Origin of the sequence: Streptomyces longisporoflavus, from assembly GCF_014649775.1 — a bacterium.
In the GTDB taxonomy this organism is placed as follows: domain Bacteria; phylum Actinomycetota; class Actinomycetes; order Streptomycetales; family Streptomycetaceae; genus Streptomyces; species Streptomyces longisporoflavus.
In genome coordinates this window covers 274618-296783 of sequence record NZ_BMTR01000010.1, presented here as the reverse complement: position 1 = coordinate 296783, position 22166 = coordinate 274618, and the positions used below count along the sequence as shown (strand labels likewise).

General features: G+C 71.0%; 18 protein-coding genes. 3 read left to right on the top strand and 15 right to left on the bottom strand.

Going from position 1 to position 22166, the window contains the following annotated elements; translation table 11 throughout:
* Nucleotides 1–87: 87 nt before the first annotated feature.
* Nucleotides 88–1671: a protein kinase domain-containing protein gene (locus IE226_RS22210; RefSeq protein WP_190083058.1), complete on the bottom strand. Its 1584-nt coding sequence runs from the start codon at nt 1669–1671 to the stop codon at nt 88–90.
* Nucleotides 1672–1966: 295 nt separating this feature from the next.
* Here IE226_RS22210 and IE226_RS22205 point away from each other — a divergent pair, with 295 nt between their 5' ends.
* A complete protein-coding gene (locus tag IE226_RS22205) occupies nt 1967–3625 on the top strand; it encodes a protein kinase domain-containing protein (protein ID WP_190083057.1) in 1659 nt (552 codons plus the stop codon).
* A 176-nt stretch (nt 3626–3801) separates the two neighbouring features.
* Here the strand turns inward: IE226_RS22205 and IE226_RS22200 are convergent, their stop codons facing one another.
* The 9 genes from IE226_RS22200 to pdhA form a co-directional block, all read right to left on the bottom strand.
* On the bottom strand, nt 3802–4344 hold the full coding sequence (locus tag IE226_RS22200) for a bacterial proteasome activator family protein (RefSeq protein ID WP_190083056.1): 543 nt from the start codon (nt 4342–4344) through the stop codon (nt 3802–3804).
* A gap of 191 nt (nt 4345–4535) precedes the next feature.
* Entirely contained in the window at nt 4536–4739 is a 204-nt protein-coding gene (locus tag IE226_RS22195) for a hypothetical protein (RefSeq protein WP_190083055.1), read from the bottom strand.
* A 483-nt stretch (nt 4740–5222) separates the two neighbouring features.
* A complete protein-coding gene (locus IE226_RS22190; RefSeq protein WP_190083054.1) occupies nt 5223–6200 on the bottom strand; it encodes an NAD(P)H-quinone oxidoreductase in 978 nt (325 codons plus the stop codon).
* Between the two features lie 434 nt (nt 6201–6634).
* Nucleotides 6635–7747 carry a potassium channel family protein gene (locus IE226_RS22185; protein ID WP_190083053.1) on the bottom strand — a complete coding sequence of 371 codons (1113 nt, stop codon included), beginning with the start codon at nt 7745–7747 and terminating at the stop codon, nt 6635–6637.
* Nucleotides 7744–9261, bottom strand: a complete 1518-nt coding sequence (locus IE226_RS22180) for a molybdopterin molybdotransferase MoeA (protein ID WP_190083052.1) — start codon at nt 9259–9261, stop codon at nt 7744–7746. Before IE226_RS22180 ends, IE226_RS22185 begins: the two co-directional genes overlap by 4 nt.
* Nucleotides 9258–10409, bottom strand: coding sequence for an NTP transferase domain-containing protein (locus tag IE226_RS22175; protein ID WP_190083051.1), 1152 nt, complete (start codon nt 10407–10409; stop codon nt 9258–9260). The genes IE226_RS22180 and IE226_RS22175 overlap by 4 nt, the downstream gene beginning before the upstream one ends.
* A 169-nt stretch (nt 10410–10578) precedes the next feature.
* Nucleotides 10579–12138, bottom strand: a complete 1560-nt coding sequence (locus tag IE226_RS22170; RefSeq protein WP_190083050.1) for a dihydrolipoamide acetyltransferase family protein — start codon at nt 12136–12138, stop codon at nt 10579–10581.
* Nucleotides 12138–13166 (bottom strand): alpha-ketoacid dehydrogenase subunit beta, encoded by a 1029-nt coding sequence (locus tag IE226_RS22165; protein WP_190083049.1) that lies wholly within the window; start codon nt 13164–13166, stop codon nt 12138–12140. The genes IE226_RS22170 and IE226_RS22165 overlap by 1 nt, the downstream gene beginning before the upstream one ends.
* Complete coding sequence (gene pdhA, locus IE226_RS22160; RefSeq protein ID WP_190083048.1) at nt 13163–14335, bottom strand: pyruvate dehydrogenase (acetyl-transferring) E1 component subunit alpha; 1173 nt, start codon at nt 14333–14335, stop codon at nt 13163–13165. Before pdhA ends, IE226_RS22165 begins: the two co-directional genes overlap by 4 nt.
* 189 nt (nt 14336–14524) lie before the next feature.
* Here pdhA and IE226_RS22155 point away from each other — a divergent pair, with 189 nt between their 5' ends.
* Nucleotides 14525–15073 carry an Lrp/AsnC family transcriptional regulator gene (locus IE226_RS22155; protein ID WP_229871417.1) on the top strand — a complete coding sequence of 183 codons (549 nt, stop codon included), beginning with the start codon at nt 14525–14527 and terminating at the stop codon, nt 15071–15073.
* 3 nt (nt 15074–15076) lie between these two features.
* Here IE226_RS22155 and IE226_RS22150 read toward each other — a convergent pair whose 3' ends face one another.
* Complete coding sequence (locus tag IE226_RS22150; RefSeq protein ID WP_190083046.1) at nt 15077–15670, bottom strand: TetR/AcrR family transcriptional regulator; 594 nt, start codon at nt 15668–15670, stop codon at nt 15077–15079.
* Entirely contained in the window at nt 15667–17184 is a 1518-nt protein-coding gene (locus IE226_RS22145; RefSeq protein WP_190083045.1) for a 3-hydroxyacyl-CoA dehydrogenase, read from the bottom strand. The genes IE226_RS22150 and IE226_RS22145 overlap by 4 nt, the downstream gene beginning before the upstream one ends.
* A gap of 195 nt (nt 17185–17379) precedes the next feature.
* Between IE226_RS22145 and paaN the strand changes: the two genes are divergently transcribed.
* Nucleotides 17380–19071, top strand: a complete 1692-nt coding sequence (gene paaN / locus IE226_RS22140) for a phenylacetic acid degradation protein PaaN (RefSeq protein WP_190083044.1) — start codon at nt 17380–17382, stop codon at nt 19069–19071.
* Nucleotides 19072–19087: 16 nt separating this feature from the next.
* On the opposite strand, the gene IE226_RS22135 is transcribed toward paaN, so the two are convergent.
* From IE226_RS22135 to IE226_RS22125, 3 genes are read right to left on the bottom strand one after another with little or no spacing between them, the layout of a single operon-like run.
* Nucleotides 19088–19867, bottom strand: a complete 780-nt coding sequence (locus IE226_RS22135; RefSeq protein ID WP_190083043.1) for a TrmH family RNA methyltransferase — start codon at nt 19865–19867, stop codon at nt 19088–19090.
* Nucleotides 19868–19883: 16 nt separating this feature from the next.
* The gene (locus IE226_RS22130; RefSeq protein WP_190083042.1) at nt 19884–21140 is read right to left on the bottom strand and encodes an HTTM domain-containing protein; all 1257 of its coding nucleotides are present in this window, start codon (nt 21138–21140) and stop codon (nt 19884–19886) included.
* Nucleotides 21137–21898 (bottom strand): DUF5819 family protein, encoded by a 762-nt coding sequence (locus IE226_RS22125; RefSeq protein ID WP_373307008.1) that lies wholly within the window; start codon nt 21896–21898, stop codon nt 21137–21139. Before IE226_RS22125 ends, IE226_RS22130 begins: the two co-directional genes overlap by 4 nt.
* Between the last annotated feature and the right edge of the window lie 268 nt (nt 21899–22166).

Here is a 22166-nt window from a genome sequence, read left to right as displayed (position 1 = left end):
TTTTGGGCTCCACGCGCGCGTGCGTCTGTCTTACGGGTTTTTGTTGTCGATGCGGCGTGCGGCCTGTGGCCGGCGGCCTGTGGCGGCTCAGCCGCCCTCGACGCCCGCGGGGTCGCCGCCCGTGCCGCCGTCCGTCGTCGGCGGGTCCTCGCTCGCCGGGGGACTGTCCTCCCCGGTGGGCGTCGGCGGGTCCTCGGACGGCTCGGTGGGGTCGTCCGACGGCTCCGTCGGTTCGTCCGAGGGCTGGCTCTCGGTGGGCGAGTTCGGGGCGGTCGGCCCCGTGGTGTTCGGCTGGGTCGGGGTCCAGTCACCCTGACCGCCGGAACCGTCACCGGGCTGCGCGGTGTCCTCGTCCGAGGTCTCCTCGTCCGCGCTCTTGCTCGGCTTCTTCGTGTCCGACTGCTTCGTCGGCGGCTTGGTCGGGGTGTCCGTGTCCTTCGACTTCTTGTCGTTCGCGGTCATCGCGAACGCGACACCCACGGCGATCGCGATGACCGCGAGCACGGCGAAGATCCACATCTTGCCCCGGCCGCCCCGGCCGTTCCCGTCGCGGTGACCGCCCTCGAAACCGCCGTCGTCGCCCGGCGGACGCAGCATGGCGCCCGGGATCTGCGCGGTGCCGGAGTCGCCCGGGTGCTGCATCGCGGTCGTGCCCGCGACGCCCATCGCCGGGGTGCTGCCGCCCTCGTGCATGCCCGCCACGTCGACGGGACCGGTGTTCCAGGTCCCCGTGTGGCTGCCCTGCTCGTGCAGCATCTGCAACCCGTACTGGACCAGGCCGCGCATCTCCTCGGCCGTCTGGAACCGGTCGTCCGGGTCCTTGGCCAGCGAACGCATCACCAGGCCGTCCAGCTCCGGCGGCGCCGCGTCCGAGGTCTCGGACGGCGGCACAGGGATGTCCTGGACGTGCTGGTAGACCACGGAGAGCGGCGTCTCGCCGGTGAAGGGGGGACGCAGCGCGAGGAGCTCGTACAGCAGGCAGCCGGTCGCGTAGAGGTCGGAGCGGTGGTCGACGGCCTTGCCGAGCGCCTGCTCCGGGGAGAGGTACTGGGGCGTGCCCATGACCATGCCGGTCTGCGTCATCGTCGACTGCGCGCCGTGCAGCGCACGGGCGATGCCGAAGTCCATCACCTTGACCGCGCCGGTGTTGGTGATGATCACGTTCGCGGGCTTGATGTCTCGGTGCACGATGCCGTGCTGGTGCGAGTACGCGAGCGCCTCGAGCACCCCGGAGACGATGATCAGGGCCTGCTCGGGACCCGGCGCCTCCGCGTTGAGCAGCAGGTCGCGGATCGTCCGGCCCTCGACGATCTCCATGACGATGTACGGGACCACGCTCGGCCCGACGACGTCCTCGCCGGAGTCGTAGACCGCCACCACCGCGTGGTGGTTGAGTCCCGCGACCGACTGGGCCTCGCGCGTGAAGCGGGCCTTGGATACCGGGTCCTCCGCGAGGTCGGAGCGGAGCAGTTTGACGGCGACCGTACGGCCGAGACGTACGTCCTCGGCCGCGAACACCTCTGCCATGCCGCCCCGGCCGAGTCTGTGGGTAAGCCGATACCGGCCATCCCCTACAAGCCCGTTGTTGCCCCACAACTCAGGCGCATCCGACATTCCGCCGCCAGTCGCCTCGGGGTCGGACGGGCCCTGAGCGCGCTGCGTCTGTGCCATCAGTCCTCGCCGTCGTTTCTGGTCGTGGTGCTTGGTGGTACTGGGGGATCCCCGCCGGGCCACGCTACAGCCTCCGCGCACCGCGGCGGTTCGAGGTGGACCGGACATCAAACCCGCCGGGTGCCCTCGCGCGCAAACTTGTAACGCTTCCGAGACGCTTCTTGCGCGTACGGTCACGGAACGGGCATCGAGCTTGACGTGTCCGTGCCCTCGGGCAGACTTGGCCAGGAATAGCGGGAATCGATCACCGATCGCGGAGCCGTCCGGCACACCGCGCCGATGGGGGACGCACGACATGAGCAGCCAGGACGGCGCACAGGGACGGTATGCGGGGCGCTCGCTGGCCGGTGGCCGGTACCAGCTGCGCGATCTTCTCGGTGAGGGCGGCATGGCCTCCGTTCACCTGGCGTACGACTCCGTGCTCGACCGTCAAGTCGCGATCAAGACGCTTCACACCGAGCTCGGCCGCGAGCAGTCCTTCCGCGAGCGCTTCCGCCGCGAGGCCCAGTCGGTGGCCAAGCTCACGCACACGAACATCGTCTCGGTCTTCGACACCGGCGAGGACGAGCTGGACGGCGCGACGATGCCGTACATCGTCATGGAGTACGTGGAGGGCAAGCCGCTCGGCTCCGTGCTCGACGCGTCCGTCACCCAGTTCGGCGCGATGCCGACCGACCAGGCGCTGAAGATCACCGCCGACGTGCTCGCCGCCCTCGAGATCAGCCACGAGATGGGCTTGGTCCACCGCGACATCAAGCCCGGCAACGTGATGATGACGAAGCGCAACGTCGTCAAGGTCATGGACTTCGGCATCGCCCGCGCCATGCAGTCCGGCGTCACCTCCATGACGCAGACCGGCATGGTCGTCGGCACCCCCCAGTACCTCTCCCCGGAGCAGGCGCTCGGCCGCGGCGTGGACGCCCGGTCCGACCTCTACTCCGTCGGCATCATGCTGTTCCAGCTGACCACCGGGCGGCTGCCCTTCGAGGCGGACTCGCCGCTGGCCATAGCGTATGCGCACGTCCAGGAGGAGCCGGTCGCTCCGTCCTCGATCAACCGCTCGCTGCCGCCCGCGGTCGACGCGATCGTCGCCCGCGCGCTGAAGAAGAACCCGAACGAGCGCTTCCCCACGGCCGAGGCGATGCGCGACGAGTGCCTGCGCGTCGCCCAGTCCCTGCAGGCGGCCGCGCCGAGCATCGTGCCGGGCGCCCAGACCGCGAGTGGCGCGGGCGTCGGCGCCGCGGTCTTCCCGCCGGTCGACTCCTCGCTCCCGCAGCAGGGCGGCGTCCAGGCGCCGTACCAGCCGGGTCCGTACGGGGCGCCCACGCCGGCTCCCACTCCGGCCCCCGGCCCCGTGACTCCCGGCTACGGCTACCCGCAGCAGGGCGGCTACCAGACTCCGCCGCCCACGAACGCGTACGCCCCGCAGTCCTCGCAGACCCCGCCGCCGTACACGCTCTCGCCGCAGCCCGGACAGACGTCCGTGCAAGGGCAGGGCGGCGGCTCGGGCGGCGGCGGTAAGCGGAACATGCCGGTGATCGTCGGCTCGATCGTCGTCGCGCTGCTGGCCATCGGCGGGCTGATCACTGCGATGTCGATGAGTGGCGACGACGGCGGTGGCGGCAAGACCGGCAAGGAGAAGGAGTCGAACGCGCCGGTGGCGGGGCATCGGGGTCCGGACCGGACTCAGACGATCGAGACCGAAGAGTGCACCGAGCCCGACACGGCGTACAACGACGAGACCAAGATCAAGGTCCCGGACTTCACGTTCAGGGACTGGCGGTCCGTGCAGAAGTGCCTGCAGGCGGCCGGCTGGCAGTACGACAAGCGAACGATCGACGAGAACACCTACGGGGAGGACACGGTCATGCAGCAGTCCCCCAAGGAGGGTTCGGACGTCGACCCGGACGACGTGGACATCGAGTTCACCATTTCTACGGGTAATCCGGGCTGATCGGTTGAGGGGCGGGGCGAGGCGCTCGGTCACGAGTGGGCCGGTGCTGACCGGTTGAGCAGAGACGCGAAGGGCCCGGTCACAAGCTGACCGGGCCCTTCGCATCGTCTAATCCGGGTCGTATCTGGGTGCGTCCCGGGTCGTGTCCGGGGTCGTATCCCCTGGTTGCTGCCTGCTTACAGGTACGGGCCTCCGGTCCGGCCCGCGATGCCGCCGTCCTCTTCCTCATCGCCGCCGCCCGCACCGGGCGGCAACGCACGCCGCATCGATTCGAGTTGCGCCCGCGCCGCCATCTGCTGCGCGAAGAGTGCCGTCTGGATCCCGTGGAAGAGTCCCTCGAGCCAGCCCACCAGCTGGGCCTGCGCGATGCGCAGCTCGGCGTCGCTGGGCACGCCGTCGTCGGTGAAGGGCAGCGAAAGACGTTCCAGTTCCTCGACGAGCTCGGGGGCGAGGCCGTCCTCGAGCTCCTTGACCGAACTGGCGTGGATCTCCTTGAGCCGCACTCGGCTCGCCTCGTCGAGAGGTGCCGCCCGCACCTCCTCGAGCAGCTGCTTGATCATGCTGCCGATGCGCATGACCTTCGCAGGCTGTTCGACCATGTCCGTCACCGGGACCTCGCGGGATTCGTCGTCTCCGCCTCCGCCGAGCGCCATTCCATCCTGTCCGACAACCAGGACCTGGGGGCTCTCGGTCGACCGTTCGTTCCTCGGCATCTCCATGCCGCCATTCTCTCGCACGCGTACGTCACACATCGGTGGTGCCCCCATTTGCCGCTGATCCACCGCCTACGGAGTAGCAGGCCGCCTCGTGGCCGGTGGTGCGGGGGCCGGTGGTGCGGGGGCCGGTCGTGCGGGGGCCGGTCGTGCGGTGGCCGGTCGTGCGGTGGCCGGTCGTGCGGTGGCCGGTCGTGTCAGCCGCGGCGCAGTCTCACGGCGAGGAACCCGAGACCGAGGCCGATCAGGACGAGCCCGCTGCCGAGCGGCAGGACGCGCAGGCCGGGGAAGACGGGTTCGGCGGCGGCCTCGCGGGCGGCGCCGGTGGTCTTGGTGGTGGGCTGCTCTTCCGCGTTGTCGGCGGGGGCCGGCGGCTTCGGCGTGTGGGGTGCTACGGGCACCGCCGTGGCCGGGGGCGGCGGAGGTGCCGGGGGTGCCGGATCCGCGCGTCCCGGCCGGTCACGGCCCTCGCCGGGAGCGCTTCCCGCGCGGGTCCCACCCGGGGTGGGGTCAACGGCGTACGACGGGGACACGAGGGATCCGAAGGACCCGAGAGGTATGGGTGAGACGGGTGAGATGGGTGAGACAGCCAGGAGCACCGTCAGGATCAACAAGGGGCGAAACCATGGAGTCATCGCACTGACCCCCTCCCGCTACCGGGTCGCCAAGATCAAAGAAGATCACTGGAGCTGCATCAAGCGTCACATAGCGACACAACTCCAGCATCTTGGGCATCTTGGCCGTCGCGGTGATCGGGCAGCGGCAAGGCTTCCGCCGACCGGTGTCCGAGCTGGTGCGGAAGCCAGTGCCCGCCGTAGCGAACACTGGCTTCCGCCCGCGCTGGCGGAGACGGGTTCCCGCCCCAGCAGACACGGGTTTCCGCGCTAGCGAACGAGCAGCACCTTTCCGATGTGCGAGCTCTCCTCCAGTACGCGATGGGCGGCGGCCGCGTCACTCATCGGGATGGTCTGGTCGACGATCGGGCGCACGTGGCCCGCGCCAAGGAGCGGCCAGACGTGCTCGCGCACCGCCGCGACGATCGTTGCCTTCTCCCCGGCGGGACGGCCGCGCAGGGAGGTCGCGGTGACGGCGGCGCGCTTGTTCAGGAGCGTGGCGATGTTCAGCTCGCCCTTGACGCCGCCCTGCATACCGATGATCGCGAGACGGCCGCTGGTCGCGAGGGACTGCACGTTCCGGTCCAGGTACTTGGCGCCCATGTTGTCGAGGATGACGTCCGCGCCCGCGCCGTCCGTGGCTTTCTTGATCTCCTCGACGAAGTCCTGCTCGCGGTAGTTGATGAGGATGTCCGCGCCGAGCTCGGAGCAGAAGTCGAGCTTCACCTTGCTGCCCGCCGTGACCGCCACCGTGGCGCCGACGGCCTTGGCCAGCTGGATCGCCATGGTGCCGATGCCACTGGAGCCGCCGTGCACGAGGAGCGTCTCGCCGGGGCGGAGGTGGGAGATCATGAAGACGTTGGACCAGACCGTCGCCGTCACCTCGGGCAGCGCGGCCGCCGTGACGAGGTCGACGCCGTCGGGCACGGGCAGCAGCTGCCCCGCGGGGACGACGACCTGTTCGGCGTAGCCGCCGCCGGCGAGCAGCGCGCACACCTCGTCGCCGATCTGCCAGCCGGAGACGCCGGGGCCGATGTCGGTGACGCGGCCCGCGCATTCGAGACCCGGATACGGGGACGAGCCGGGCGGGGGGTTGTAGAAGCCCTGGCGCTGGAGCAGATCGGCGCGGTTCACGGCGCTGGCCACGACGTCGACCAGCACCTCACCCTCACCGGGTACGGGATCGGGGACCTCGGCCCATACGAGCGCTTCGGGTCCACCGGCTTCGGGGATCGTGATCGCATGCATGCGGGCGAGGCTACTCTCTGCAAATTCCACCCGGTCCGATTACGTGCGCGGGTCGCCGCGTGGCGGAAGCGACCTAGGCACGCGGAGTGCGGCGTGGCGGGGGCGGGCGGGGTACGCGGGGCGTTGCGTGACGGGATCGGCTTACACGCGGGGCGTTGCTCGGCAGGTTCGGCCTGCGTAAGCGGGGCGTGCATGGAGCGATCGGCATACGTGCGCGGAGTGCCGCGTGGCGGGTTCGGCCTGCGGCCGCAGACCGCAAGCCTCAAGCCGCAGGTCGCAGGTCGCAGTGGTGAACTTGGCCCACTCGCGCAGACCAGCCGCCCGGCGGATCCGACCTACGAACGCAGCGCCCGCGCAGCGGACCCGACTTACGAACGCGTCCGCCGCGCAGCGGATCCGACCTAAGAACGTGTCCGCCGCGCGGCAGACATGGCCTACGTACGCAGCCCCCCGCGCGGCGGGTTCGACTTGGCGTCCGGGGCCATCGGGGACGTCGGCGTCGCGCGCACGATGGTGATCAGACGGTCCATCAACTGCAGCTTTCCTACGGCAGGATCGTCGTATCCGAGGACCCGATGCCCGCGTACGACACTCACCACGAGGTCGTCCGTCTCGCGGACGCCCATCCCCACCTCGGCCTTTATCACCGGCCGCTCCACGAGATCGAGCCCGCTGCCCTGCTGGATCAGGTCCTCCATGACCATGCCCGCGCTGGGGCTGAGCACGGAGAGACCGAGCAGCCGTCCCGCCGCACTGGCGCTGGTGATCACCGCGTCAGCGCCGGACTGACGCAGCAGTGGCGCGTTCTCCTCCTCACGCACCGCGGCAACGATCTTCGCCCCGCGGTTCATCTGCCGGGCGGTCAGCGTGACCAGGACCGCGGTGTCGTCACGCTGGGTCGCGATGATGATCTGCCGGGCGCGCTGCACCTCGGCGCGGAGCAGCACATCGCTGCGCGTCGCGTCGCCGATGACGCCCGCATACCCCTCCGCTGTGGCGGCGTCGACGACCTTCGCGCTCGGGTCGACCACCACGATCTGCTCGGGCTTCAGACCGGTCGCGCAGACGGTCTGGATCGCGGAGCGGCCCTTCGTGCCGAAGCCGACGACCACGGTGTGTTCACGCAAGTTGGACCTCCAGCGGTTCAGACGCCATTCCTCGCGCGTACGTTCCGTCAGTACTTCGAGTGTGGTGCCGACCAGGATGATCAGAAAGAGCACGCGCAGCGGCGTGATCAGGAGAATGTTGCAGAGCCGCGCGCTGTCGCTGTACGGCACGATGTCGCCGTAACCGGTGGTCGAGAGCGTGACGGTGGAGTAGTAGGCGGCGTCGAGGAAGTCGAGCCGATCGTCCGAGTTGTCGTGGTAGCCGCCGCGGTCGATGTAGACGATGAAGGTCGTCAGGGCGAGCACCGCGAGCGCCATGAGCAGCCGCTTGCCCACCTGCCGCAGGGGCCGCTCGACCACCCGGCGGGGCAGCTTGATCCGGTGGGTCACCAGGTGTTCGTCGGGGTGCCGGGCGATGGCGTCATGGCCGGGAAGTTTCACGTGAAACACTCCCCGGCCGAGTCGGTGAGCAGGTCAGGCCCGGCCCACGGGAGGTCGAGGACCTCCAGCTCCTGACCTCGCCGCCCACCGCCCGGCGGAACGACCGCGAGGCCATCGGCCACCGCGATCCCGCGCAACATGGCCGGGCCGTTGTAGTGCAGCGGCACGGCGTGGTCGGCGCGGAGGGTGACGGGGACGAGCCGGGTGTCGTGCGGATGCCCGTGCACGTCCTCGCGCAGAACGGCGGCGTACGGCGACGGGGCCGGGCGCCCCGAGAGCGTACGCAGCAGGGGCTCGGCCAGGGTCAGCAGACCGGAGACCGCGGCGAGCGGATTGCCGGGCAGGCCGACGAGGTGCTGATCGGGGCGGATGCGGGCGAGCAGCATGGGGTGCCCGGGGCGTACTGCCACGCCGTCCACGAGGAGTTCGGCACCGATGCGGCGCAAGATCGGGTGAACGTGGTCGACCGGGCCTGACGCAGTGCCGCCGGTAGTGACGATGAGGTCGGCGGACGAGGTGGTGATCGCCTGATGGAGCACCTCGGCGTCGTCACCGAGCCTGCGCACGGCGATGACTTCCGCACCGAGAGAGCGCAGCCAGGGCGGCAGCATCGGCCCGAGCGCGTCACGGATGAGGCCCTCGTGGGGGAGCCCCTCGGTCAGCAACTCGTCGCCCAGGATCAGCACTTCGGCCGTGGGCCGCGGGACCACGGACAGCTCGTCGTACCCGGCGGCTGCCGCGAGCCCGAGCACCACCGGGGTCACCAGGGTGCCGCGCGGCAGGAGTTGGTCACCGGAGCGGCACTCCTGGCCACGCGGCCGGATGTCCTGACCTTGTGTGACGTCATGCCGGGGATGCAGGCGCCCCTTGTCGTCGACGAGCCCGTGCTCGCTGCGGATGACGGCGGTGGCCTCCTGCGGAATGCGGGCCCCGGTCGCGATCCGCACGGCTTCGCCGTCGGAGAGCGGGCCGGGTTGCCCGTGCCCGGCAAGAATTCCGTCGGCCCGTACATCCCAGGGACCCGGCCCGGCAACGACCCAGCCGTCCATCGCGGAGGTGTCGAAGGAGGGCAGATCGGTGAGGGCGACCAGCGGCGCGGCAAGAACGAGACCCAGCGCTTGCCCGAGCGGAACTGCGGAACGCGCGGAGAGGCTGTTCCCCGGGGCGCGCCCGGCAACGGTGCGGGCGGCGGGCCAGGGGGTGGTGGTGTCGCGGTGCTTGGTCTGGCTGGTGGAGGCAGGGGCGCGGGAGCCACTCGCGCCGGTGTGCCCGGTTGCGGGGGCGGCTGTGACGGGCGGCGTGTCGGGGGCCGCAGGCCCTGACGGAGGCTGGGGCGGGGCGTCGGGCCGTGGGGCATCCGAGTCAGCCGAGGCGGTCGAGGTGACCGAGGCGCCCCGAAGGTCGCCGCCCCCGGGCGCCCCGGCAGTGCGCCTACCGGTCCTGCGGTCATGGTCGTCGTTCACCAGGGCGAGAGCTTCGTCGAGCTCGGCGTCCGGCGCGGGCCGCCCACTCATCCGGCGTCCGGCCGCGTGTTGCCCTCAACGTCCGACCGCACGTCGCCCCGCGCGTCCTGCCCCGGGCCGGGACGACCAGCCTGCGGCGCCACATCAGAAACGGCACCGGACGCCTCACCGCGCGCGGCACCCGGCGCCCCGCCAGGAACGGCGCCCGGCGTCCCGCCGACCGCAGCGTCAGCCCCGCCCTCCTCCGCCCACCGCGTGGCCAACGCCGCTGCCTTGCGGGCGGCTTCGGCCACCGCCCCGGGCCCGCCGCCCTCCGCGGCCCGCGCCGCCGCGTACCCCACCAGGAAGGTGGTCAGCGGAGCCGCAGGCCTGGCCACGCCGTGTGCGGCGTCGCGGGCGAGGTCGAGCAGAAGGCCGGTGTCGACGTCGAGCTCGATGCCCAGTTCGTCCTTGACTGCGGAAATCCATTCATCCAACACGTGCCCATGCTCCCTGATCCGCGCCCGTGCGGCGGCGATGTCGTCCCAGGTGTCGCAGTCGAAGGACGCGACGGGGTCGGCGACCCTGGTGAGTTCGAGCCGCGCGGTGAGCGACCGCAGCGGAAGCCCCATCAGGCCGTCGTGTCCGGCGGCGAGCAGCGCCATCTCCCGCTTCAGCGAGGCGCTGCGGTAGGCCGCGACCAGTGGCTGGTCCCGGCCGCCGGGGTCCCTCAGCACCGCGCCGTCCGCGCCGCTCTCCCGCAGCGCGGCGAGCAGACTCCGGACCGTCCGCTCCTCCAGGAACGGCAGATCGGCGGAGAGCACCACCACCTGCTCCGCTCCCGTACGCCGAAGCCCCGCGTCGAGCGCGGCGAGCGGCCCCGCACCGGCGGGTTCCTCCCTGGCCCACACCACGGGGCGGGCGGTCGGGCGCGGTCCGGCGACGACCACCGTGGTGCCCGCCGCGGAACAGGCGCCGAGCACCCGGTCGAGCAGCGCCCGGCCGCCCACCCGCACGCCGGGCTTGTCCGCACCGCCGAGCCGCCTGGCGCCACCGCCGGCGAGCACCACGGCGTCGTACTGATCGACGTCCGGATCGTCGTACGGACCGGCGTTCCGATCGCCGTGCCGAACATCGGGAGGGGCTTCGGTGGGGGCATCGGTCGGGGCGGCGTTCGAGGCGGCGGATACGGCGCCACCCGGAGCCCTCTGCGCGGTCATCCCCCGAGTATGGGCGCACGAAGGATCAATGCCACCCCTCTGTACGGCGACTCACACCGCCTGTACGGGCACTCACATCACCGCGCCGGGGTCACAACCACTGCCCCGCGCCTGCTCCCACCCCACCCCGCACCTCCGCAACCCCGGGCACCCCCGCCCCCGCGCCTCCTCACACCGCCCGCAGTAGCACCGCCGGCTGCTCCACGCAGTCCGCCACGAACCGCAGGAACCCGCCGGCCGTACCGCCGTCGCACACCCGGTGATCGAAGGTGAGCGAAAGCTGCACGACGTGCCGTACCGCCAACTCGCCCTGGTGAACCCATGGCTTGGGCACGATCCTGCCCACGCCGAGCATGGCCGCCTCGGGGTGATTGATGATCGGCGTGGAGCCGTCGACCCCGAACACGCCGTAGTTGTTCAGCGTGAATGTGCCGCCCGTCAGCTGCGCCGGCGTCAGCCTCCCGTCCCGCGCGGCCTCCGTGAGCCGGACCAGCTCGGCGTTGACCTCGTCGGTGGTCCGCGTGTTCGCGTTCCTGACCACGGGCACGACCAGGCCCCGATCGGTCTGCGCGGCGAAGCCGAGGTGCACGTCGGCGAGCTGCACCACCTCGCGCGCTTCCATGTCCACGGTCGAGTTGAGCATCGGATAGCGGGCCAGGGCCGCCACGCTGATACGGGCGAACAGCGCGAGCAGCGAGATCTTCCGCCCGTCGCCACCCGCCTTCCCGGCGGCGTTCATCGCGGTGCGCGCCGCGAGCAGTTCCGTCGCGTCGGCGTCGACCCAGCAGGTGGCCTCCGGTATCTCGCGCCTGCTGCGGGACATCTTGTCCGCGACGAGGCCCCTGATGCCGGTCAGCGAGTGGCGGACTTCCGCCCCCGCCGAGACGCCGCGCTGCTCATCACTCGCAGGTGCCGAAGAAGGCGCGGGCGAATGCACGGGCGGATGCGTCGGCGCCGGCGCCGACGGGAGCGTGGCCGCCGTGGCCCCGTTCACGGACGCCGGCTCCGCCGCGATGGCCCGCTCCACGTCTGCCCGCATGATCAGCCCGTCCGGGCCCGAGCCCGTCAACTCCCGCAGCTCCACGCCGTTCTCACGGGCCAGCTTCCGTACGAGGGGCGAGATCACCGGGATCGGGCCGTCCGCGTGCGGGAGGGCGCCCGAGCCGGTCGCTTCAGCAGACACTCCGGCGAGGCCTCGCGTCTGCGGCGGCTGCTTCGCGGTGACGGGCCGCGCGGCGGGCTTCGGGGTGAACTGTGTGACGGAACCCGCCGCCCGCACCCTCCTGCGCCGCGCGGGCGCCGCGGCCGTGCCGTACCCGACCAGGACATTGCCGGAGGACTCCTCGGCGCCAGCCGCCTGCAAAGCCCGCTCGGCAGGCTCCTCCGGGGCCGCACCCAGGTCTCCGCTCAGATCCGCACCGGGGTCTCCGCTCGGAGCCGCACCCGGCTTTCCACTCGCAGCCGCACCCGCATCCCCGGCCGCAGCGCCGACAGCGACCGTCAAAAGCGGCGCCCCCACCGGCAGTTCCGTGCCCTCATCGCCGAAGCGGGCCGTCACCACGCCTCCGTACGGACAGGGCACCTCGACCATGGCCTTGGCCGTCTCCACCTCGACGACGGGCTGGTCCACGGCGACGACATCGCCGACCTGCACGAGCCAGCGGGTGATCTCCGCCTCCGTGAGCCCTTCACCGAGGTCGGGCAGCTTGAACTCAAGCACCTGCGCCATCAGCTGCCCGCCTCCCACTGCAACCGCGCGACCGCGTCCAGGATCCGGTCCACGCCCGGCAGATGGTGCCGCTCCAGCATCGGCGGCGGATACGGGATGTCGAACCCCGCGACGCGCAGGACCGGCGCCTCCAGGTGATGGAAGCACCGCTCCGTGACGCGAGCGGCGATCTCCCCGCCGGGCCCTCCGAAGCCGTTCGACTCGTGCACGACGACCGCGCGCCCGGTCCGCCGCACGGAAGCGGCCACTGTCTCGTCGTCGAAGGGCACGAGGGAGCGCAGGTCCACGACTTCGAGGTCCCACCCCTCGGCGACCGCCGCCTCCGCGGCCTCCATGCAGACGGGAACGGAGGGACCGTACGTGAGGAGGGTGGCGCTACGCCCGGTGCGCCGGACCACTGCCCTGCCTATGGGTTCAACGGCCTGCGGTGCGTCCGGGTTCCAGTCGGCCTTGGACCAGTAGAGGCGCTTGGGCTCCAGGAAGACGACCGGATCGTCGGAGGCGATGGAGGCCCGCAGCAGGCCATAGGCGTCGGCGACCGTGGCGGGCGTGACGACATGGAGCCCCGGAGTCGCCATGTAGTACGCCTCGGAGGAGTCGCTGTGGTGCTCGACGCCGCCGATGCCGCCGCCGTAGGGCACACGCACCGTGATGGGCAGCGGCATCGCGCCCTGCGTGCGGTTGCGCATCCGTGCCACGTGGGAGATCAGCTGCTCGAAGGCGGGGTAGGCGAAGGCGTCGAACTGCATCTCGACGACGGGCCGCAGCCCGTACATCGCCATGCCGACGGCCGTACCCAGGATGCCCGCCTCGGCGAGCGGCGTGTCCGTGCAGCGGTCCTCGCCGAACTCCTTGGTGAGTCCGTCGGTCACCCGGAAGACTCCGCCCAGCACCCCGACGTCCTCTCCGAGGACGTGCACGGTGGGGTCCTCGGCCAAGGAGTCACGCAGCGCGCGCCCGAGCGCCTGCGCCATGGTGGCCGGTTTGGCTGCCTTCTTGGCGGCTCGTTCCGCCGCGACCGTGCTCATCGCCCGCTCTCCTCGCCGTCCGCGCCGCCCGCGCCTTCTGCACCCTCTTCGGCCGACGCCTCCAGCTCGGCCCGCAACTGAGCCGCCTGCTCGCGCAGTTGACTGGTCTGCTCGGCGTACACATGGCCGAAGAGGTCCATGGGGTCGAGGTCGGGGTCCCTGTTCATGCGTTCACGCAGATCGGCCGCCATGGCCTCGGCGTCGTAGCGGACCGCCCGCGTCCGGTCCTCGTCCAGGAGCCCGCGCTCGGTCAGCTCTCGTTCCAGGAGAAGGATCGGGTCGTGGTCGCGCCAGGCCTCGACCTCGGCGTCCCCGCGGTAGCGCGTGGCGTCATCGGCGTTCGTGTGGGCTTCCATGCGGTACGTCACCGCTTCGACGAGTGTGGGGCCGCCGCCCTCACGCGCGCGGGACACCGCTTCGCTCAGCACCTCGTGCACCGCGGCCGCGTCGTTGCCGTCCACCAGACGTCCCGGCATTCCGTACCCCACTGCCTTGTGGGCCAGGGACGGGGCGGCCGTCTGCTTGTCGAGCGGCACGGAGATCGCGAAGCCGTTGTTCTGCACCAGGAACACGACGGGCGCCCGCCAGACGGCCGCGAAGTTCAGCGCCTCGTGGAAGTCGCCCTCGCTGGTGCCGCCGTCGCCGACCATGGCGAGCGCCACCACGTCGTCACCCTTCAGGCGGGCGGCGTGCGCGAGCCCCACGGCGTGCGGGAGCTGGGTCGCCAGAGGGGTGCACAGGGGCGCTATGCGGTGCTCGCGCGGGTCGTAACCGGTGTGCCAGTCGCCACGCAGCAGGGTCAGCGCCTGGACGGGGTCGAGGCCGCGGGCGACCGCGGCGAGCGTGTCGCGGTAGCTGGGGAAGAGCCAGTCCCGGTCCTGGAGGACCAGCGCGGCGGCCACCTCGCACGCCTCCTGGCCGGTGCTCGAGGGGTAGACGGCCAGCCTGCCCTGCTTCGTCAGGGCCGTGGCCTGCGTGTTGTACCGCCGGCCGCGCACCAGCTGTGCGTACAGGCGGCCCAGGAGCTCCTCGTCGGCCTTGCCCGCGGCTTCCGTGCCCAGGACGCGGTACGGCTCCGCGTCGGGCAGCAGCGGCGCGGGATCCGTCCTGAGCTGCCATGCGGGTGGCGGGGTGGGCCGGTAGACGCCCCGCTGCTCCATGACCGTCATGTCGGCACCTCCATGTGGAAGCGGTCTCCTCGTGGGAGCGGCAAGGAGGCGCACTGATGTGAGACGCCTCACCTACCGATTGTTCGGTCGCCGGCACATTTTGGCTACAGGCACCTCCAGGCTGTGGACAAACGGTTCTCCACAGCCTGGGATGGATGCAGTACGTCCATGGTAGGGAGGCGGGGGGACATGGCATCTGAACGAATGGCCGACGGGCGGGACGGCGACCGGCCGGAGAGCCGGGACGGTGATCGGCCGGAGAGCCGGTCCGGCGACCGCCAGGAGGGCCTGCCCCGGCCGCTGGACCCCATCGACCGCGACATCCTGCACATCCTGCACGCGGACGGACGCGCGTCGATACGGTCCGTGGCCGAGCGCGTCCATGTCTCGCGGGCCAACGCGTACGCGCGCATCAACCGGCTCATCGACGACGGCGTGATCCGCGGCTTCGGGGCCCGAATAAACCATGAACGCGCAGGTCAGGGCGCTTCCGCGTACATCACGCTGAAGATCGTCCAGAACACCTGGCGCACGGTGCGGGAGCATCTGCGTGCCCTGCCCGGCGCCTCCCACATCGCGCTGGTCAGCGGCGACTTCGACGTACTTCTCCTGGTGCACACGCCGGACAACCGCGCGCTGCGCGAGCTGGTCCTCACCCGGCTCCAGTCCATCCCCGAAGTGCTCAGCACGCGTACGTTGCTGGTCTTCGAGGAGGACGACCTCGATCCGGACAGCTGACCGTCAGCTCCCGCTGCGCAGCCCGGCGAAGGCCAGCTGGACGACGGCGTCGGCGACCTGCGCGCCCGACGAGGCGCCGCGCGCGTCCGGCCGGTACCACTCCACGATGGAGTTGATCATCCCGAAGAGCAGTCGGGTGGCGAGGCGCAGTTCGACGTCCGAGCGCAGGTCGCCGTCGGCCACGGCCTCCTTCAGGAGATCGGCCACCTGCTGGTCGAACTCCCTGCGCCGCTCCATGGCCCACCGCTCGGTGTCCGTGTTGCCGCGCACGCGAAGGAGCAGCGTCACATAGGGCAGTTCGGCGATCAGCACCTCGACGGTGCGGCGTGTGACGTGCTCCAGGCGCTGCACGGCGGTGCCCACGCGCGCGTGCTCCTCGGCGAGGATCCCGAAGAGCCCGTCGAGCGCACGGCTCACGGCCCGGCGAAGCAGCTCCTCCTTGCCCGTGACGTGGTGGTAGATCGAGGACTTGGAGATGCCGGCCGCCTTGGAGAGGTGCTCCATGGAGGTGCCGTCGTAACCGCGTTCGTTGAAGACCCGGACCGCCACCGCCAGGAGGCTCTCCGGGGTGTAGGTGTCACGCCTGGTGGTGGTCATGTGTAGAGGTCCTCTCGCGCTGCCGCGCGGCGAAGCGCCTGAGACGGTGCGTAGCGGCCGGTGGGGTACTCCTGGTGCAGGCGTTCCAGGATGTCGGCGGCCCAGCGCACGTTGAGCGCGTCGCCCCATTCGAGCGGGCCACGCGGGTAGTTGACGCCGAGGCGCATCGCCGTGTCGATGTCCTCCCTGCCGGCGACACCGCGCGCCACGGCGTCCTGCGCGAAGTCGACGAGCATGGCGACGGTCCGGGCCACGATCATCCCCGGCACATCGGCGATGACGCTGACCTGTTTGCCCAGCGCCTGGAAGAGGCCCACGGCCTCGCGGAGCTGGTCCTCGCTCACCGCCACGGAGGGGGCCAGGGCGATCCTGGTCGCGGAACGGTAGTCCAGCGCGAGATCGAACTGGATCGCCGCCGTCTCGGCGCCGTCAGCGGCGCGACCGTCGGCCAGATGCATTCTTGCGCCGCTGGGCAGTTCGATCCAGCCGGGCCGCTCGGGGTCGGCGGGCTCCTTGTACGCGACGTCGATCCCGGCTTCGTCGATCAGTCCGAGAAGGTCGTGCGCCTGGAACTGGTCTCCATGCACCGTGACGGACGCCGGGGCCGGCGCGGGCGCCGCTGTCTGCGGCTCGGGACACGACGCGTCGTCCCCGTACGCGTACCAGCCCTGCCCGGACTTGCGGCCGAGGCGTCGTGCTTCGACGAGGCGGCGCTGGGCGAGTGACGGCGTGAACTTGGGGCCCTGGAAGAAGGACTCCCACACGGAGCGGGTGACCGCTTCGTTCACGTCCTGGCCGATGAGGTCGGTCAGTTCGAAGGGGCCCATCTTGAAGCCGCCGGATTCACGCAGGACGGCGTCGATGGTGGCCGGGTCCGCGACCCGCTCCTCGTGGAGGCGCAACGCCTCGGCGTAGAAGGGCCGGGCGATCCGGTTGACGATGAAACCGGGGGTGTCCGCGCTGCGCACCGGCGTCTTGCCCCAGGCCCGTGCCGTCTCGTACGCGCGCGTGGCGGCCGTTTCGTCGGTCGCGAAGCCGCTGACGACCTCGACGAGGGGGAGGAGCGGCGCGGGGTTGAAGAAGTGCAGGCCGACGAACCGTCCGGGCTTCTTGAGCGTGCCCGCGATGGCGGTGACGGAAAGGGAGGACGTGTTGGTGGCGAGGAGACAGTCCTCGCCGACGATCTCTTCCAGCTCTTCGAAGAGGCGCTGTTTGACGGGTAGTTGTTCCAGGATCGCCTCGATGACGAGTCCGCACCCGGCAAGCTCGGCGAGGCCGTCGACCGGGGCGAGCCCGGCCCGGGCGGCGGACCGGGCGTCGGCCGTGAGCCTGCCCTTCTCGACGAGACGGTCCAGGCGGGTGCCGATGGCGGCGGCCGCGGTCTTCGCCTGCCCCTCCACGGCGTCGTACAGCCGCACGGGGTGGCCCGCCAGCAGGGCGACCTGGGCGATGCCCTGCCCCATGGTGCCGGTGCCGACCACGGCAACGGGGCTGCTGAGCTCGAGTGCTGTCATGCTCGCGATCCTCCCGCACGAGGTGTCCGCCGGAGGGTGCGGGGTGTCCGGCGAGAAGTTGTCCACAGGTTCGGCGGACCCTCTTGTCCCGACCGATCGTTCGGTTACTCTAGCTCTGTCCGTCTGTTCCTGCCCACTGCCCTGCCCAGCTCGCCGGCTCGACGAAGAGCCGGCTCGACGAGGAGTTGGTCCGATATGGCCGCCGAACTCACCGCGCACCAGCTGATCGCCACGCACCGGCCCACACTCGACCAGGCGCTGGAGACGATCCGCACGCGCGCGTACTGGTCGCCGCACCCCGAGCACCCCAAGGCCTATGGAGAGAACGGCAGTCTGAGCCTGCCCGAGGGCAAGGCCGCCTTCGACGCCCTCCTGGGCAGCCGCTTCGACCTCGATCAGCCGGGCACGGACGACTGGACGGGCTCGGAGGTCTCGCCGTACGGCCCGGAGCTGGGCATCACGTACCCCCACCCGGACATCGACACGCTGCTGCCCGCGATGCGCGCCGGAATGCGCGCCTGGCGCGACGCGGGTGCGGAAGTGCGGGCGATGGTCTGTCTGGAGATCCTGTCGCGCATCAGCGTCCGCACGCACGAGATGGCCCACGCGGTCATGCACACCAGCGGCCAGGCCTTCATGATGGCCTTCCAGGCGGGTGGACCGCACGCCCAGGACCGCGGGCTCGAAGCGGTGGCGTACGCGTACGTGGAGCAGTCCCGCACACCCGACGCAGCCGACTGGTCCAAGCCCCAGGGCAAGCGCGACCCGCTCGGCCTGAACAAGCGCTTCACGCCCGTGGCACGCGGCGTCGCTCTCCTGATCGGCTGCAACACCTTCCCGACGTGGAACGGCTATCCGGGCCTCTTCGCCTCCCTGGCCACCGGCAACCCCGTCCTGGTCAAGCCCCACCCGCGCGCGGTACTGCCGCTCGCGCTGACGGTGCGCATCGCGCGCGAGGCGCTCAGCGACGCGGGCTTCGACCCGAACCTGGTGTGCCTGGCCGCCGAGCGGGCGGACGAGGGCATCGCCAAGACCCTCGCCGTCCGCCCCGAGATCAAGATCATCGACTACACGGGCTCGACGGCCTTCGGTGACTGGCTGGAGGCCAACGCCCGCCAGGCGCAGGTCTACACGGAGAAGGCCGGCGTGAACACGGTCGTCGTCGACTCGACGGACAACTACAAGGGAATGCTGGCCAACCTGGCCTTCTCCCTGTCGCTGTACAGCGGCCAGATGTGCACGACCCCGCAGAACCTCCTGATCCCCCGCGACGGCATCACCACGGACGCCGGCGCCAAGTCGTACGACGACGTGGTGTCCGACCTCGCCGCCTCGGTGAACGGCCTGCTCGGGGACGACGCGCGGGCGAACGGCATCCTCGGTGCCCTGGTGAACCCGGACGTGAAGGCCCGCCTGGAGGCCGCGGCCGGACTCGGTGAAGTGGCCCTCCCGTCGCGGGAGATCAGCAACCCGGAGTTTCCCGGCGCCGTGGTCCGCACCCCGGTGATCGTCAAGCTGGACGGCGCGAAGCCGGACGCCGAGGCCGTCTATCTGAACGAGTGCTTCGGTCCCGTGTCCTTCGCCGTCGCGGTCGACTCGTCCGCGGACGCCGTGGAGTTGCTCCGCCGCACGGTGCGCGACAAGGGAGCGATGACGGTCGGCGCGTACACGACGTCGGACGAGGTGTCCGGCGCCGTGGAGGAGACCTGCCTGGAGGAGTGCGCCCAGCTCTCCTTGAACCTCACGGGCGGCGTCTATGTGAACCAGACGGCCGCGTTCTCGGACTTCCACGGCTCGGGCGGCAACCCCGCGGCGAACGCCGCACTGTGCGACGGCGCCTTCGTGGCCAACCGCTTCCGCGTGGTGGAGGTGCGCAGGGACGCCTGACGTCCGCCGGAAGGGTTCAGGCCTCCGCGCCCGGAGGCCTGCCCGCGGACCAGTGGAAGAGCGTCATCCCGACGCTGGTGGCCAGGTTGTAGCTGGAGACCTGGGGCCGCATCGGCAGCGATACCAGGTGGTCGGCGCGCTCGCGCAGCGGCGCGGACAGGCCGCTGCGCTCGGAGCCGAAGGCCAGGACGGCGTCGTCCGGCAGCTTGAGGCCCCGGATGTCATCGCCCTCCGCGTCGAGGGCGAACACCGGCCCGGGCGGCAGTTCGGAGACGTCCATCCGCTCGACCGCGGTGGCGAAATGCAGGCCGGCGCCACCGCGTACGACCGTGGGGTGCCACGGGTCGAGCGTGCCGGTCGTGACGACCCCCGTCGCCCCGAACCCCGCGGCGAGCCGGATCACGGCCCCCGCGTTGCCCAGATTGCGGGGGTCGTCGAGAACGACGACCGGTGCGGTCCTTGGCATGCGGGCCAGCGCATCGAGGTTGGCCGTACGAGAAGGGCGTACCGCGAGAGCGGCCACCCCCGTGGGGTGCAGACGCGGCACGAGGTCGCGCAGGGTGCCGTCGGCGACCTGCACGAGGAGCTCGTCGAGGCCGTCCTTCACGTCCGGCGCGAGGTCGTCGGCGAGGGCGAGGACGGCGGTCTTGTCGCTGGTCAGCGCCGAGGGGATCCGCGCTCCGAAACGCAGCGCGTGCTTGATGGCGTGGAAACCGTCGAGCAGCACGGAGGAATCGGCGAGCCCTCGCCAGGCACGCACGGCATCGTCCGAATCCCGCTGGTGCGTCCCGTTCATCCCGCGTACGTCCCGTTCATGAAGGGAAGCCTACGCGCGCGTGCTCGGTGGATTCCCTGGCCGGTTCCGCCTCCTGTGCGCGCTGCCCCGGTCCCGTCCGGCCGCGCGTGAACCGCGCGAACAGCGCTCCACGCGCGCGTGCCGCCCATCCACCGAGGCGCCGCAGGAACGACGTCGGCAGGAACACCGCGTCGGCCGCGATCATCGCGAGCGAGAAGAACGGCAGGCCGAGTATGACGGCGATGACCGCGTGCTCGAAGATCATGGCGGCAAGCAGGACGTTCTTGACCCGCCTGTTGAAGAGGGTGAAGGGAAAGGCGACCTGCACGGCGACCGTCCCGTACGTCACCAGCATCACCATGAGGCCGTGCGAGGCGAGCAGGTCGGAGAGCGCGGGCCAGGGAGAGAAGTAGTCCAGACGCAGCGGGTAGTAGATGGCCGTGCCGTCCTGCCAGCGGCTGCCCTGGATCTTGTACCAGCCTGCCGTCGCGTAGATCAGACACGCCTCGACCATGATCACCAGCAGCGCCGCGTTGTGCGCGAGCTTCACGGTCACGTCGAGCAGCTTGCGTGCCTCGCCGTCGGGCGCGCGCCGTCCGACCGCCCACCACAGGCCGTGCGTCAGCCACAGCCCCCAGAAGACCAGCAACCAGCCTCCGCTGAGCTCCCCCATGAACGTCACCACGGCGAGGCCGAGCCCGAGGACCCACCACAGCACGGGCCCGACCTTGTCGACCGGCTCCAGCGCCTTGTCGACCGGCTCCAGCGCCTTTTCCTGCCGCGCCGGTGCTCTACGCGCGCGTGCCGCACGCCGGGCGTCGAGCGACCAGACCTGGCCGCACCGCGTGAACACCAGATAGGTGGCCATCAGGTGGATGACGTTGTCGCCGCCGTCCCCCATGAAGATGGAGCGGTTCTGCAGCGAGAGCACGCCGATCATGAAGAGCACGGACATCGTGCGCGTGCGCCAGCCGAGCATCAGCAGGGCGCTGCTCAGGACGGCGAGCGCGTAGACGACCTCGAACCAGATGCGTCCGTCGGACCACATCAGGGCCGTGAAGGCGTCGTTCTCGGCGATGAGCTGCCGGGCCATGTCCCAGCTCCACGGGCTGTCGGGCCCGTACAGCTCGTGGCGGTGGGGGAGTTCGCGCAGCAGGAAGAGCAGCCAGGTGGCGGCGAATCCGATACGGACCACCGCGGTCTGGTAGGGGCCGAGGGCGGACGCGGAGACCCGTTCGATGCCGCGCCCGAGCAGGGAGCCGAAGCGGTTCATCGAGCATCCCCCTCGGGCTTCGAAGCCTTGCCCGGGGGCATGTCCTCGGGCGTCACGGACCACCACGGCAGCTGGCGGAACACCGGTTTGCTGCTGACTTTCTCGTCGCTCCACTCCGGGGGCGGCACGTTCGTGGTCCTGGAGCGGACCTGGACGCGTTCGATGGTCGCTCCGGGGCCCACTGCTTCCTCGCGCTCGACGCGCATCACCACGATGCGCCGGATGTAGTTCTCCGAGAGCTGTCCGCGCAGGCCGCGGGGACGATTCTGCGAGTCGTGCGCGCCGACGTAGAAGTCCCAGGCCCTGCGCAGTTCGTTCTGCTGCGTGTGGCTGGGCAGCAGATTGCCGTCGATGGCGGCGCCGTCGAGCGCGGAGAGGTCGTACCAGCCGGTGGTCCGGTTGGTACCGCCGGCGGTACGGATCTGGGCGCGGGCCTGCACCGCGATGTTCTGCTGCATCGGATTGGGCGCGAAGAGCTTCCAGTTCTGCTCGAACTCGGGATAGACCCAGTCGTCGATGGCCTGTCCGTGCTGCTTGGTCACGGTGTTCGAGGGGGCGACGTGGAGGAAGAGCATCCCGACGTGGACACAGGCCGTGACGGCGATGAGCACCAGCGCGAGCACGCCCGCCACCTGACAGCGCGGGGAGAGGGCGGCGATGCCGCCGCGGGGCGGGGACGCGGGCGCGGCCGGGACGCCGGTGGTGGCCGGCGGGGTGCCGGGAACAGCTCCGGGGATGGCGTCGGAGGGCGCGGACACGGCCCCAATCGGTGAGGGAGGGGGCACGACGCCCGAGGGCGTCGGGGACGCGGCGCCGGAGGATGGGGGCGGCGACTCGTTGGCGTTGTTGTCGTTCGCGTCCATTCCGCCCCGATTCCCGTTCCCGCACGGTGATGCGCCCGTCGGCCGACCCGTCACAGGAGCCTCTGCCGCCCGCTTCGCACCGGAACGGTACTCATGCCTGCGCGCCAGGCACAGCGTCCGTGAAGTTATCCACAGGGTTGACACCCTATGGCGCCGAGCCGCA

What these genes read in the sequence shown, in the direction of transcription:
- IE226_RS22210 (WP_190083058.1), bottom strand. Translation starts at nt 1,671, where the DNA reads ATGGCACAGACGCAGCGCGCTCAGGGCCCGTCCGACCCCGAGGCGACT.
- IE226_RS22205 (WP_190083057.1), top strand. Translation starts at nt 1,967, where the DNA reads ATGAGCAGCCAGGACGGCGCACAGGGACGGTATGCGGGGCGCTCGCTG.
- IE226_RS22200 (WP_190083056.1), bottom strand. Translation starts at nt 4,344, where the DNA reads ATGGAGATGCCGAGGAACGAACGGTCGACCGAGAGCCCCCAGGTCCTG.
- IE226_RS22190 (WP_190083054.1), bottom strand. Translation starts at nt 6,200, where the DNA reads ATGCATGCGATCACGATCCCCGAAGCCGGTGGACCCGAAGCGCTCGTA.
- IE226_RS22180 (WP_190083052.1), bottom strand. Translation starts at nt 9,261, where the DNA reads ATGAGTGGGCGGCCCGCGCCGGACGCCGAGCTCGACGAAGCTCTCGCC.
- IE226_RS22175 (WP_190083051.1), bottom strand. Translation starts at nt 10,409, where the DNA reads ATGACCGCGCAGAGGGCTCCGGGTGGCGCCGTATCCGCCGCCTCGAAC.
- IE226_RS22170 (WP_190083050.1), bottom strand. Translation starts at nt 12,138, where the DNA reads ATGGCGCAGGTGCTTGAGTTCAAGCTGCCCGACCTCGGTGAAGGGCTC.
- IE226_RS22165 (WP_190083049.1), bottom strand. Translation starts at nt 13,166, where the DNA reads ATGAGCACGGTCGCGGCGGAACGAGCCGCCAAGAAGGCAGCCAAACCG.
- pdhA (WP_190083048.1), bottom strand. Translation starts at nt 14,335, where the DNA reads ATGACGGTCATGGAGCAGCGGGGCGTCTACCGGCCCACCCCGCCACCC.
- IE226_RS22155 (WP_229871417.1), top strand. Translation starts at nt 14,525, where the DNA reads ATGGCATCTGAACGAATGGCCGACGGGCGGGACGGCGACCGGCCGGAG.
- IE226_RS22150 (WP_190083046.1), bottom strand. Translation starts at nt 15,670, where the DNA reads ATGACCACCACCAGGCGTGACACCTACACCCCGGAGAGCCTCCTGGCG.
- IE226_RS22145 (WP_190083045.1), bottom strand. Translation starts at nt 17,184, where the DNA reads ATGACAGCACTCGAGCTCAGCAGCCCCGTTGCCGTGGTCGGCACCGGC.
- paaN (WP_190083044.1), top strand. Translation starts at nt 17,380, where the DNA reads ATGGCCGCCGAACTCACCGCGCACCAGCTGATCGCCACGCACCGGCCC.
- IE226_RS22135 (WP_190083043.1), bottom strand. Translation starts at nt 19,867, where the DNA reads ATGAACGGGACGCACCAGCGGGATTCGGACGATGCCGTGCGTGCCTGG.
- IE226_RS22130 (WP_190083042.1), bottom strand. Translation starts at nt 21,140, where the DNA reads ATGAACCGCTTCGGCTCCCTGCTCGGGCGCGGCATCGAACGGGTCTCC.